11 protein-coding genes are annotated in these 12,118 nt (G+C 72.4%); 6 read left to right on the forward strand and 5 right to left on the reverse strand.

Going from position 1 to position 12,118, the window contains the following annotated elements; genetic code table 11:
* Window positions 1–6: 6 nt before the first annotated feature.
* On the reverse strand, window positions 7–846 hold the full coding sequence (locus KIK06_RS07390; protein ID WP_017597574.1) for an alpha/beta fold hydrolase: 840 nt from the start codon (window positions 844–846) through the stop codon (window positions 7–9).
* Window positions 847–869: 23 nt separating this feature from the next.
* Window positions 870–2,177, reverse strand: a complete 1,308-nt coding sequence (locus tag KIK06_RS07395; RefSeq protein ID WP_268642537.1) for an MFS transporter — start codon at window positions 2,175–2,177, stop codon at window positions 870–872.
* A 229-nt stretch (window positions 2,178–2,406) separates the two neighbouring features.
* On the opposite strand from KIK06_RS07395, the gene KIK06_RS07400 reads away from it, so the two are divergent.
* The 3 genes from KIK06_RS07400 (at window position 2,407) to KIK06_RS07410 (ending at window position 6,659) form a co-directional block, all read left to right on the forward strand.
* Window positions 2,407–3,168, forward strand: a complete 762-nt coding sequence (locus tag KIK06_RS07400) for a DUF998 domain-containing protein (RefSeq protein WP_268642538.1) — start codon at window positions 2,407–2,409, stop codon at window positions 3,166–3,168.
* A 369-nt stretch (window positions 3,169–3,537) separates the two neighbouring features.
* A complete protein-coding gene (locus tag KIK06_RS07405; protein WP_268642539.1) occupies window positions 3,538–5,157 on the forward strand; it encodes an alkaline phosphatase D family protein in 1,620 nt (539 codons plus the stop codon).
* A 332-nt stretch (window positions 5,158–5,489) separates the two neighbouring features.
* On the forward strand, window positions 5,490–6,659 hold the full coding sequence (locus tag KIK06_RS07410; RefSeq protein WP_268642540.1) for an FAD-dependent oxidoreductase: 1,170 nt from the start codon (window positions 5,490–5,492) through the stop codon (window positions 6,657–6,659).
* 132 nt (window positions 6,660–6,791) lie between these two features.
* On the opposite strand, the gene KIK06_RS07415 is transcribed toward KIK06_RS07410, so the two are convergent.
* On the reverse strand, window positions 6,792–7,778 hold the full coding sequence (locus KIK06_RS07415; protein ID WP_268642541.1) for an alpha/beta fold hydrolase: 987 nt from the start codon (window positions 7,776–7,778) through the stop codon (window positions 6,792–6,794).
* Between the two features lie 55 nt (window positions 7,779–7,833).
* Here KIK06_RS07415 and KIK06_RS07420 point away from each other — a divergent pair, with 55 nt between their 5' ends.
* The gene (locus tag KIK06_RS07420) at window positions 7,834–8,424 is read left to right on the forward strand and encodes a TetR/AcrR family transcriptional regulator (protein WP_268642542.1); all 591 of its coding nucleotides are present in this window, start codon (window positions 7,834–7,836) and stop codon (window positions 8,422–8,424) included.
* A 315-nt stretch (window positions 8,425–8,739) separates the two neighbouring features.
* On the opposite strand, the gene KIK06_RS07430 is transcribed toward KIK06_RS07420, so the two are convergent.
* Window positions 8,740–9,624, reverse strand: coding sequence for a hypothetical protein (locus KIK06_RS07430; protein ID WP_268642544.1), 885 nt, complete (start codon window positions 9,622–9,624; stop codon window positions 8,740–8,742).
* A 290-nt stretch (window positions 9,625–9,914) separates the two neighbouring features.
* Between KIK06_RS07430 and KIK06_RS29245 the strand changes: the two genes are divergently transcribed.
* Together KIK06_RS29245 and chrA are read left to right on the forward strand one after the other, a co-directional pair.
* The gene (locus KIK06_RS29245) at window positions 9,915–10,106 is read left to right on the forward strand and encodes a hypothetical protein (RefSeq protein ID WP_327084633.1); all 192 of its coding nucleotides are present in this window, start codon (window positions 9,915–9,917) and stop codon (window positions 10,104–10,106) included.
* Between the two features lie 217 nt (window positions 10,107–10,323).
* Window positions 10,324–11,541: a chromate efflux transporter gene (chrA, locus tag KIK06_RS07440; protein WP_268642545.1), complete on the forward strand. Its 1,218-nt coding sequence runs from the start codon at window positions 10,324–10,326 to the stop codon at window positions 11,539–11,541.
* A 259-nt stretch (window positions 11,542–11,800) separates the two neighbouring features.
* Here the strand turns inward: chrA and KIK06_RS07445 are convergent, their stop codons facing one another.
* Window positions 11,801–12,109, reverse strand: a complete 309-nt coding sequence (locus tag KIK06_RS07445; protein ID WP_268642546.1) for a PadR family transcriptional regulator — start codon at window positions 12,107–12,109, stop codon at window positions 11,801–11,803.
* Window positions 12,110–12,118: the final 9 nt, after the last annotated feature.

Consider the following 12,118-nt stretch of genomic DNA (forward strand, 5'->3'; position numbering starts at 1 on the left):
CGCCGCTCACCGGCCCCGGCGGGTGCGCCGTTGCTCCAGGAACCGGCGCAGGACCTCGTTGAACCGGTCCGGCCTTTCCAGGTTGGGCAGGTGGGCGGCTCCCTCCACGATCTCCACCACCGAGTCCGGCACGAGCACGTGCATGGCCTCGGCGAGCTCGGGCGGGGTGAAAGGATCCTCCCGCCCCGCGACCAGGAGCGTCGGACACGACACCCGCTTGAGCAGTGGCACGTGGTCGGGCCGCCGGGCCCGCCCCCGCAGAGCGGCCGCGGCCCCCTCCGGCGGAACCGCGCGCATCATGGCACGCACGCGGGCGGCGACCTCGGGCATCCCACGCACGTTGGCCGGGCTCATCATCCCCACGATCATCTCGTCGGCGTACCCGCCCATGCCCTCGGCCGACAGACGCTCGGCCATCCGCTGGCGGTCTCCCCGGCCCCGCTCGGTCTCGGCGTGCGGGGTGGTGGCCACCAGGGTGAGCGTGTCGACCCCGTCGGGGAAGAGCCGGTACAGCTCCAAGGCGACCTGGGCGCCCATGGACAACCCGACGATCCCCACCACGCCCAGGCCCAGGTGGCCGACCAGGGCCGCCAGGTCACGGGCGAACGTCTCCAGGGTCGTGGTTCCGGGCACGACCGAGCTGTGGCCGTACCCACGCAGATCGGGGGTGATGACCCGGTAGCCGCGCCCGGCCAGTGCCCGTACCTGCGGCTCCCACACCGTGCGGTCGAAGGGATGGCCGTGGATCATCAGAAGGGGGTAGCCGGCGCCACGGTCGGTGTAGCTGACGTCGATCCCGCGCACGGAGGCGGTGCCCGGGGTATCGCTGTTCGTGGTGTTCGTCATCTGATATCCCACAGTCCCCGATGCTATTGGCTCGCACACGAACTGTCTCGGCCCCGTCGCGCACCGGAGCGCGCCCACACCGCCGCGGCCAGCAGGTAGGGGGCCGCGAACAGGGCGAAGGCCTCCGCGTGCCCGAGGAGGGCGAACGCACCCGCGTACACAGCGTAGGAGGTGAGGGTGAGGGCGTCGGTGCCCAGCCCCGCCAAGGACGTCACCGTGGCCCGGCTGGGGCCGGTGATGCTGTCCTGGAGCCGCGCGTCGACGAGCACGTCCATGGATTGGCAGGCGCCGAACCCCACCCCGATCAGGGCCCACCCGAGGGGGCCGCCCAACAGCGCGCCCGCCCCGATGGCGACCCCGCCCGCGCCCAGCAGGAACGGCAGGGCGCGGGCGGGCAGGCGGGCGGCGGGCCCGGCGGCCAGTCCTCCGACGCTGGCCCCGGTCCAGGCCACCAGGACGACGAACGGCACCGCCTCGACCGGGGTTCCGGACTCGACCGCCAGCAACGGCAGGTACTCGTCCAACACGCCCCAGAACACGCCGACCACGATCACGAGCACGATCGCCGTGCGAACGGCGCGGCTGGCCCGGGCCTCGGCCAGACCGGCGCGCAACGCGGCGGTGTAGGCGGACACGGGCGGTTTCTCGGAGGCTTGCGCGTCCACCTGGCCGTCCGGTCCGTCCGCGTCGTCCACACCGCCGGTGCGGTCACACGCGCCGTCGGCCTCAGACGCCGCGGCGTCCTCCCGGTGTTCGGGCAGGGCCAGCCCGGCGAGGAAGCACAGCGCACACGCGGCGACGCTGGCCGCGCCGACCGCCGGGTAGCCGCCCGCGGACATGACGGGGATCGCCAGCAGTGTGGCGCCGCCCGCGGCCACCACCCCCAGCGTGCGCCGCACGCCCATGATCGCGGCGTAGCGGTCCGTCCCGTCCCGGAGGGCGAGTTCGGTGTGCACCAGTGCCTCCAGGGCGCCGGAGGACAGAGCACCGCCCGCCCCCCACAGGACGAAGCCGAGGGCGAAGGCCCAGTAGGAGGGTGCCACCAACCACAGGGTGAAGGCCGCGGCGGCCAGGAGCGGGGCGGCGGCCAGCAGGTAGCGCCGCGGCACCACGTCGGCCCAGGCGCCGGACGGGACGGCGACGAGGAGGCCGGTCGCCGACCAGAGGAAGAACAGGGAGCTGATCTGGGCCACCGACAGGCCGTGTTCCTGGAACAGCAGCGCGTACAGGGGGTAGAGGAGGATGAACTCCTCGGTGGTGGCGTAGGCGTACAGCGGCAGCGTCAGACGTGACGTGCGCGCGCCGGACACGCGGGAGGACAGGGTTCGCATGGAGGTCTTTCGGTCGCACGACGAGGGACACCGGGTGTGGGGTCCTCCCGGTGGTCCGCGTGCGTGTGCCGTCGACCGGCCTGTGGCGGGGGATCAATGTCGCTTGCGCATGGCACCACCCTACGCCCGCGGCGCGGTGCGGAGTAAGGAGAAGGACCGTCTTTCCCGCTCGGGCGCGATGCGGTAGGCAGGACGCTGACCACAGGGTCGAACACGATCGGAGGAGCGGATGGACGGCACGCGGACCACACGGGCGCTGCTGTGGTCGGGGGTGGTCTCCGGGCCGCTGTTCGTCGCCGGGTTCCTCCTGGCCGGGGTCGTGCACCTGCCCGACTACGACCTGCTCCGCCACCCGGTGAGCGGGTTGGCTCTGGGCGAGCACGGGTGGGCGCAGACGGCCAACTTCCTCGTCGCCGGGACTTTGGGCCTGGCCTTCGCCGTGGGGCTGCGCCGCGCGCTCAGGCCTCGCCCCGCGGCGGCGCCCGGCGGGGCCGCCGGACCAGGGCGCCGCGGGGGTGCGGGTTCGGTGTGGGTCCCCCTGATGGTGGGCGCCTACGGGATCGGGCTGGTCGGCGCCGGTGTGTTCGTCACCGACCCGGTCAGCGGCTACCCTCACGGAACGCCCGACCCGATCTCCTACACCCCCGTCGGCGTGCTCCACGACCTCTTCTCCGCCCCCGTCTTCCTGGGGTTGCCCGTGGCCATGGTGGTCATGGCCCGCGCGACGGCCCGCTGGGGGCGCCCCGGCTGGGTCGTGTACTCGCTGCTCACCGCCGTGGTCTTCGTGACGTGCTTCGTCCTGGCCAGCCTCGGCTTCGGTCAGGCGGGCGGGTGGGCTCCCCTCGGCGGGCTGTTCCAGCGGCTGAGTCTGGTCAGCGGACTGACCTGGCTGTCCCTGCTCGGGCTGTACCTGTTGGGCGCGCGACCGTTCACGGGCCGCCCGCCCACACCCCCTCCCGTCGCCGCCACCACCCGCGGGTTCGAGGACTGAGCCACCGAGCGCCCGGGGGACGAAGCACCGTCCGCCCCTCCGGGCACACCCACACACGAGAACGACGCGGTGTGTAATCAGTGATATTCACACGGTATCGATCTAGCATGTGGCCGAGCGGACGGACCGACACCGAACGCCACCAGTGCGGTCACATGGCCTCCCACCAGGACGTCATGCCCGCGGTCGGGACGCACGGCGCACCCCGTGACCGTCCCTGTGTTCGTCCCACGACGGAACGTCAACTGTTCGTCACCATGGCGCCACCAACGTTCACCGTCCGCTGGTTGGGGTGTACCGCATCGCGTGGCCGGATAGTGGACGGCCCCCTCGCCCCGGCGGTGAGCCGCCCACACCCCAGGAGCTCCCATGCCCCGTACCCCCACCCCGCACTCCCCCATCCCCCTCCTCCCGGAAGCCACCGTCGCGTCCTCGATCTCCCCCTACGCGACGACCCGCCGCCAGGTCCTGGTCGGCGGCGCGGTCGGACTGAGCGCCGCGGCCCTGGGGACCTTCGGCGGCGCCGAGGCCCTCGCCGACGCCACCTCCCGTGCGAGCCGGATCCCCGAACCCTTCACCCTGGGCGTGGCCTCCGGCGACCCCCTGCCCGACAGCGTCGTGCTCTGGACCCGGCTGGCGCCCCGACCGCTGGCCGAGGACGGCCGGGGCGGTATGCCCGACTGGCGCGTCCCCGTCCAGTGGCAGGTGTCCGAGGACGAGCGGTTCCGGCGGATCAGCGCCGCCGGAACCGTGACGGCCGACCCCGACCGGGCCCACGCCGTCCACGTGGAGGTCGAGGGTCTGCGTCCCGGAGCCCAGTACTTCTACCGCTTCCGTTGCGGCCGCGAGATCAGCCCCGTGGGCCGGACCAGGACCGCACCGGCGCCGGGCGCGCGGGTGGACCGTTTCGCGTTCACCTTCGCCAGCTGCCAGAGCTACACCAACGGCCACTACACCGCCCAGGCCCACCTGGCCGAGGAGGACCTGGACCTGGTCGCGTTCCTGGGCGACTACATCTACGAGACCGGCGACCAAGGCGAGATCGGGCGCGGCCACTACCCGCCCCGGGAGATCCGGACCCTGGCCGAGTACCGGCTGCGGCACGCCCAGTACAAGAGTGACGCCGACCTCCAGGCCGCGCACGCCGCCTTTCCCTGGGCCGTGGTCTTCGACGACCACGAACTGGAGAACAACTGGGCCGACGACACCTCCTACGGCGAGGACGTTCCCCCCGAGCAGTTCCTCCTGCGGCGCCAGGCGGCCTTCCAGGCCTACTACGAGCACATGCCCTTGCGCCGGTCCCAGCGCCCCACCGGCCCCGACCTGCGGCTGTACCGCAGACTCCACTTCGGCGACCTGGTGGACGTGCACCTGCTGGACACGCGCCAGTACCGGGACGTGCAGGTCCCCGACGTCGACCGCGGCGACCCGAACCGCACCCTGCTCGGGGCCCGGCAGCGCCAGTGGCTCCTCGACGGCCTCACGGACTCCCGGGCGCGCTGGAACGTCCTGGCCCAGCAGGTGTTCTTCTCCCAGCGCGACTTCGCCGACGGCGACGCGGTCAACGTCAGCAACGACGCCTGGGACAACTACCGGGTCGAGCGCGACCGCGTGCGCGACCACCTGGCCACGGTCGACAACCCCGTGGTGATCACCGGTGACGTGCACGCCAACTACGTCGCCGACGTCAAGGCCGACTTCGACGACCCGGATTCCGCCACCGTCGCAACCGAGCTGGTCGGTACGTCCTTCACCAGCGGGCGGGACGGGGAGGACCAGCGACCCACCGACGCCGTCCAGCTCCGGGAGAACCCGCACATCCACTTCATCAACCGCAGGCGCGGTTACGTGCGCAACACCGTCACCCCCACTGAGTGGACGGCCGACTACCGAGTCGTGGACTACGTCTCCGAGCCCGGCGCGCCCATCATCGACCGCGCCCGCTTCGTCATCGACGCCGGAACCCCCGGGGTGCGCCGACAGGGCTGAGGCCCTCCGACACCGAGCGTCGGCCACGGCGTGGCGGCGCGCACGGCGGTATCCGGGCGGCGTCTTCCGGTCACGGGGGCGCCGCCCGGGCCATCCGATGCGGGGGGCCGGGGCTCGGGCGCCGCCCCGGCCGTGAAGACGGTCAGGGCGAGGCGGACCGGGTCCGCCGCCGGTACGTGAACTCGCGGATGTGGCGCCTCCCCCGGCGCGACCACCGTGCCGCCCCCGTGACCAGCACGGGGGGACGTTTCCCCGCCCCGGTGTCCGCCCCTCCGGAACCAGCTGTACGACTAGGTGTAGTACTACTCAAGGTCGTGGATGTGGGGTCGGTCATGCGCGTGCTCATCGTCGGGGCGGGAATCACGGGAACGGCGGCGGCCAAGGGGTTCCTGGCCGCGGGGCACGAGGTGACCGTGCTCGAGCGGGCGCCCGCCCTACGCGACACCGGCTGCGCGATCGTCCTGTGGCCCAACGGCACCACGGTCCTGGGCGACCTCGGGGTCCGCCTGGACGGAGCGGGAGAACGCATCGAGGCCCTCGACGCCCACAGCTCCCGCGGGCGTCCGGTGATGTCCGTGGACACCGTACGGCTGGAGGAGCGGTTCGGCGCCCCGACACTGGGGATCACCCGACCGACACTGCTCGCCCGACTCGTCGAGGACCTGCCCGAGGAGATCTTCCGTTTCGGCGCCCACTGCGCACACGTCCACGACGACGGCCGGGTCGTGCGTGTGGCGACCGAGGACGGCGCCGAGTACTCCGCTGACCTGCTCATCGGTGCCGACGGAGTCAACTCCCGGGTGCGCACCGCGCTCTTCGGCCCCGCCCTGACCGCGCGGCCCACCGGCGTGGCCACGTGGCAGGGCCTCGTCGACGCGCCGTTCGACCTCGGTTCCCGAGCCCTGATGTTCCTCGGACGGGAGGGCGGGGTCGGGATCAACCCCGCGGGAGGGGGCAAGGTCAACTGGCTCATCGACTTCCGGCTGCGTCAGGAGGACGGCCAGGCCGGTCCGGGGGAGGCACTCACCCTCCTGCGGAACCGGTACCGGAGCTGGGCGCCTCCCGTCACCCGGCTCCTGGACGCGCTGACGGGCAGGGACCTCGCACTCTTCCCGCACCGGCGGCACCCCGCGCCGCTGCGGTGGTCGAGCGGCAGGTGCGCCCTCATCGGCGACGCGGTGCACACGATGCCCCCCATCCTGGCCCAGGGAGCCGGGCAGGGGCTGGAGGACGTCGCGGCGCTCCTGCGCGCCCTCGACGGACTCGGCGCCGACGACGATCCGGCGGCGGCCCTGCGCGCCTACGGGCGCAGCCGTGACCGCCAGGCCGTGAAGGCGGCCGATGCGGCCACCCGGGGCATCGCGACCTCGGGGCCGCGGACCCTGCTCCAGAGCGAGGCCGCCCTGCGCGCGGCCGTCCTCATGCCCCGTGGCACGGCGACCCGGATGTTCGAGCAGGCGATCAGCGGGGTCAGCACCCGGCTCTCCCCCTCCCGGGTCTGAGGGGCGTGCCATGCCGGCGCTGGACCCGTGCCCGCGCCTGGTGCGCGGCGGCCGCGGCGAGGCGGCGGCCGCGGCCTGTTCCCGCGCGGCGCCGACAGGCCGGAGATGAACGCCGGTGCCGTGAGGTGTCTCTCAGCCTCGGCCGACGAACGCCGCGACGTCGGCCGCGATCTCCTCCGGGTACTCGCCGCTGACGGCGTGGGAGGCGTCCGGGTAGAGGCGTACGGTGCCGCCGCCCTCCCCCGGGGCCAGGGTTCGCTCTGCTGTCGCCACGGCCTCCTCGGCGTCGTGCATCACCGAGTCCCCGGCGATGACCGCCAGGACGGGCATGCCGAGGCGGCCCAGTTCCTCCTCGCTGATCCTGGTCGGCTGGGGCAGGCGCAGGGTGTAGTGCCGCATCCCCGCCTCGATCATGTCCGCCACGGGGACGTCCTCCACCGGCACTCCGCCCGCTGTCCAGGAGTTGAACCCGTCCCGCCAGGACCGGGGCAGCCAGGGCAGGGCGGCGGGGAGGGCGCGCACGACCGTGCCCAGCGGTATGTCGGAGAAGACGTGCACGGGGTCGATGAGCGTGAGCGTCTCGATCAGGTCCGGTTGCCGGGTGGCGAGGTTGGCCGCCGTCCATCCGCCGATCGACAGGCCCACGACGTGGAAGCCGTCCTCCGGGAGGCCGTCGAGCGCCTGGTGGAGCCACCGGGCCTGGTCCGCGTCGTTCTCGATCGGGCGGTCCTGGACGCTCATACCGGGTTCGCCCAGGAGGTCGATCGTGTAGACGTCGCCGATATCCAGCAGCGAGGGCAGGTTGTCGGCCCATACGGGGCTCGCCGACGCCCGCCCCGGCAGCAGCACGAGGGGCGCGGAGGCGTCACCGTCGCCCGCGAAGCGGTAGGCGCGCACGATACCGAAGTCCGTGCGCACGTCGAGGGTCCGCTCCGGTTCGGGTAGGGCGGCGAAGGCCTCGGCGTACACCTCGGCGAACTCGTCGCGCCCCTGGGAGCTGTTCCAGTGGCCCACCGGAGAGGGTGAGCGCAGGGCCGCCGCCGCGACCAGGGCGGTGAGGACGCAGATTCCCGTGATGACCAGCCACCGCCGTCGCGGACTGGGGTGTCGTGTGCCCATACGAGGTCCTTTAACCGATCGGTTAGTAATTTGACCGTACGGTAGAATCACCGGCATGGCAAGGACGAGGTCGAAGTCGGGGGAGCTGACCCTGACCGAGCGCGCGCGGCGCGCCCAACTGATCGAGGCGACCGTCGAACTGGTCGCCGACCGGGGCTTCGCCGGTGTCGCGCTGTCCGGGATCGCAGAGCGCGCGGGCATCACGAAGGCGGCGGTGCTGTACCACTTCCCGTCCAAGGACGCCGTCGTGCGGGCGGCGCGCGACCACGTGTTGTCGGAGCTGGCGGGGCACGTGGCGGCGGAGGTCGAGGCCGCCGCGTCCGAGGGGGCGCCGGCCGCCTACGTGCGTTCCATGGTCGGGTACCTGCGGGAGCACCCGAGGCACACGCGGATGATCACCGAGGCGCTGACGCACGGCGGTGAGGGATACGAGCCGGCGGAGCGATGGGGGCCGCTGGCGGAGATCATCGACGGCGCGCGGCGGGCGCGCGGAGCACAGGCGGGTCGGGACACGCGAACGCTGGCGATCATCGTCGGCGGGGCGATCGACGGGATCGTCGCCGAGCGGCTCAGCGACCCGGAGTACGACACGGCGGCGGCCGCCGAACAGCTCGTGGATCTGATCGACGCCGCGCTGGGTGGGTGAGGGGCTCGGTGCCCGCCGGATTCAGCCTGGCGGGCACCGAAGCGGAGTCGCCTACTCGGCTACGCGCACCGAGGTCACGAGCGCGGTCCACTCATGGGGAACGAAGCCCAGGTGCCCCAGCTCGCGGTGCTGGCTGTCATATACCGCCGTACGTGCACTCTCCGACCAGGACGCCATCGTGCCGCCCGGCGGAGCCAGGATGGCGGTGGAGTGTGATCACCTGAGCTGTATCCGTCTCGCGGCGGAAGGGGACGGATGGCGCGAGGACGGTCACTCCAACCGTACGGGCATCTGGGGCATCAGTGGGGCTCGACCTCAGTCGAAGAGCTCCTCGGCGGTCTCGACCCTGACGGCACGGCGCACCCACGCCTGAAGCTGCTCCTGGTCCGTGCACGCGGTGACGCGCTCGCGCACCTCATCGCCCACCGCGATACCCCGCTCGTCCAGGACTTCCAGGATCGCCGCGGCTTCGCCTTCGGCGCGGCCCTTGGCCACGTACTGCTCGGTGAACGGGGTGCTGAACTCGTAGATCGCAGACGCCACAATCGCCTCCATGCGTTCCTTCGCCGCCCCGTCGAGCAGCGCCATGACAAATTGAGTGTAGTTCGCCGCGCGGTCGGGGTCGATCTTGGACAGCCCCTCCATCAGGCCGTCCACCAGTTCCGGCCGCGCGGCCGAATGGACCAGGGCGGACAACACCCCGAGCTCCGGCGACCGTCCGATCTCCACCGGATCGGCGACGACCGGAGCCTCGTCCGGGCCGATCACCAGCGGCTGAAGGTCGTAGCCGGGGTGGCCCATCGGGATCGGCTGGGACGCCCACGCGGCCACCGCTCGATCGGGACACAGCGTGACGAGGTAGGTGGGGGCTCCCAGCAGTCTCGCCCGCAGCGTGGTCAGGTACACCGGCCAGCTCAGGAGTTTGCCCTGGTCCTTGCCCTGTTGGATCTCCACGATGATGGCCGCGGTCGCGTCGCTCCTCCTCTTGCCGAGTGTGCGTACGCGGGCGGGGTCCCGCAGGGTGATCACGGAGTCCGCGGTGTACTCCGTGGGCAGGACGTCGTTCAGGTTCCCGCACTCCAGGCGGGCCGCCGCGTACGACGGGACCTGGATCCCGAAGACGTGGGACACCAGTCGGGGGGCGAGGTCGGGTGCGTTCTGGAAGAGTTCGACCAGAAACTCGTGTTCGATGGTTGGCACGACCGGGACACTACCGAACGTGATCGGGCGGGCGCGGCGAATCTCGACAACCCACAGGAATCGGTCGGCCGAAAAAGCTCCGGTGTCTTTCCCTAACGCCCGTAAGCCGTTACCGGATTCACGGCGGGACGACGAAAGGGGCGTGCGACCGTGGTCTCACACCCCTTCGCTGCTCTACTTCAGCTCCGCTGCGACAGATCTTAAAAAGGACAAATCCAGAAAATCCTCGGCACCGATTCCACCGACCCGGGGCGTGGTCTCACTTCTTACGAAAAAGACAGGAAAGACAAATGCACTGTACCGCCTCGGTCCCCGAACCGCCACGGATTCCCCGGCGCCTCTGCGGCACCGCGACCACCTCCCGCCTCGTGGTCGGCGGCTACGGGCTGCGCATCGTCGACACCCTGGCCCTGTACTGGGACTGGGAGGGTGAGGCGGGAGGCCCGCTCACCGTCCGGGCCCTCCTCGACCGGGGCCCATAGGAAGGGAAGGTCGCGTGAGCGCGGCGAAGGCGACCCCCGCTCGTGCCGTTGCCGCCTTCCGACGCCTTCGCCCACCCCTCCCCCACGGCCCCGCACTCGTTTTCGATATCGTCTCCCGATATCGGAACACGATGTTCGATCCGGACCTCCCGCCGTGAAGGAGCCCGACCATGACCCTGCCTCCGCCGATGACGGGAATCCGCCGGGCGGTGCGCGGATGAGCGGCCGAGCCGTGGCGACACCCACCACGACCGCACACGGGACAGCCGGTGAGGTCTTCCGGTCCTTCCTGCTGCTGGGGCTGACCTCGTTCGGCGGACCGGTGGCGCACCTGGGCTACTTCCGCGACGCGTTCGTGGTGCGTCGCGGTTGGCTCGGTGAGGCCGCCTACGCCGACCTGGTGGCACTGTGCCAGTTCCTGCCCGGACCCGCCTCCAGCCAGGTCGGCATGGCCATCGGACTGCGCCGCGCCGGATACGCCGGGATGGCCGCCGCCTGGGTCGCCTTCACCCTTCCCTCGGTCGTCCTGCTGACCGCCTTCGCCCTGGGGGTACAGGCCATCGGCGCCGAACCCGGAGCCGGGTGGCTGCTGGGTCTGAAGGCGGCGGCGGTGGCCGTGGTCGCCCACGCCGTGGTCGGCATGGCCAGGAGCCTGGCCTCGGGGCGGCGCCAGGCCACGATCGCGGTCGCCGCCCTGGTCCTGGTCCTGCTGCTGCCCTCGGCCCTGAGCCAGGTCGCGGCCATCACCCTGGGAGCCCTGGCGGGCGTGTTCTGGCTCACCGCGGTGACGACCACCGACGACGTGGCCGGGGCGGGCATTCCCGTGCGGCGCCGGACCGCCGTGGCCTGCCTGGTGGTGTTCGCGGCCCTGCTGGCGGGTCTGCCCGCGGTGGCCGCGCTGACCGGTACCACGGCCGCGGGAACGGTGGACGGTTTCTACCGCGCCGGATCACTGGTCTTCGGTGGCGGGCACGTGGTCCTACCGCTGCTGGAGACCGAGGTGGTGGGCGCCGGAGCGGTGGACCACGAGTCGTTCCTGGCCGGATACGGCGCCGCGCAGGCCGTTCCCGGCCCCCTGTTCACCTTCGCCGCCTACCTGGGCGCGCTCATGCCCGTGGCGGGCAGCCCGCTGCTGGGGGCGGCGATCGCCGTGGGGGCGGTCTTCCTGCCCTCGGCGCTGCTGGTGGTGGGCGCGCTGCCGTTCTGGGAACGGCTGCGCACCGCACCGCGTGCCAGGCGGGCGATGGCCGGAGCGGGCGCGGCGGTGGTGGGGATCCTCGCCGCGGCCCTGTACGACCCGGTCTTCACCCGGGGAGTCGTCTCGCCCGAGACGACGGCCGTGGCCGCGGTCGCGTTCGTGGCCCTGGCGGTGTGGCGCGCCCCAGCCTGGGCGGTCGTCCTGGGGGCCAGCGCGGTCGGCCTCCTCGCTCTTTGACCGCTCCCCACCCTGAGGGGGAGGGAACTCCCTGAGGGGTTCCCTCCCGCCACGGGATGTGCGGGGATGCCTGGCTCAGACCGCCCGAACGCCCCGCGGACACCCGGGTCCCGCGCCCTGGACACCAGCCGGGCCCAGACCCGCCCGGACCAGCACCGCGTGCGCGGAGTTCCTGTCCCTCGAGCGCGAGGTCCGTCCTTCCGTGAGAGCACCGGAGGCGCCGCACCGATCCCCGCCGCCCGGGCGGCGGGGATCGTGCTCACCCGGGTTCTTGGTCGCCCAGGACCTCACGCGCCAACTCCCTGAGCGCCGACCGGTCCTGCTCCAGCACCCGCCTGCCCGCGTCGGTGGCCCGGTAGAGGCGCCGGACACGCCCCTCCACCACCTCCTGCCGGGAGACCAACAGACCGTCGGACTCCAGACGGTGCAGGGTGGGATAGAGAGTCCCGGGGCTGATGCCGTATCCGTGGGAGGCCAACTCCCGAGCCATCCACGCACCGTGGATCTCCTCCTCGGCGGCGTGGTGGAGGATGTGCAACCGGATGGCTCCCCGGATGAAGTCCCGCACGTCCGGCCT

Origin of the sequence: Nocardiopsis sp. EMB25 (assembly GCF_026797795.1) — a bacterium.
Taxonomy (GTDB): Bacteria; Actinomycetota; Actinomycetes; order Streptosporangiales; family Streptosporangiaceae; genus Nocardiopsis; species Nocardiopsis lucentensis.

Bases quoted from the DNA above. Each gene is read 5' to 3' on its own strand.
- KIK06_RS07395 (WP_268642537.1), bottom strand. From the start codon at position 2,177: ATGCGAACCCTGTCCTCCCGCGTGTCCGGCGCGCGCACGTCACGTCTG.
- KIK06_RS07410 (WP_268642540.1), top strand. From the start codon at position 5,490: ATGCGCGTGCTCATCGTCGGGGCGGGAATCACGGGAACGGCGGCGGCC.
- chrA (WP_268642545.1), top strand. From the start codon at position 10,324: ATGAGCGGCCGAGCCGTGGCGACACCCACCACGACCGCACACGGGACA.
- KIK06_RS29245 (WP_327084633.1), top strand. From the start codon at position 9,915: ATGCACTGTACCGCCTCGGTCCCCGAACCGCCACGGATTCCCCGGCGC.
- KIK06_RS07400 (WP_268642538.1), top strand. From the start codon at position 2,407: ATGGACGGCACGCGGACCACACGGGCGCTGCTGTGGTCGGGGGTGGTC.
- KIK06_RS07420 (WP_268642542.1), top strand. From the start codon at position 7,834: ATGGCAAGGACGAGGTCGAAGTCGGGGGAGCTGACCCTGACCGAGCGC.
- KIK06_RS07415 (WP_268642541.1), bottom strand. From the start codon at position 7,778: ATGGGCACACGACACCCCAGTCCGCGACGGCGGTGGCTGGTCATCACG.
- KIK06_RS07405 (WP_268642539.1), top strand. From the start codon at position 3,538: ATGCCCCGTACCCCCACCCCGCACTCCCCCATCCCCCTCCTCCCGGAA.
- KIK06_RS07390 (WP_017597574.1), bottom strand. From the start codon at position 846: ATGACGAACACCACGAACAGCGATACCCCGGGCACCGCCTCCGTGCGC.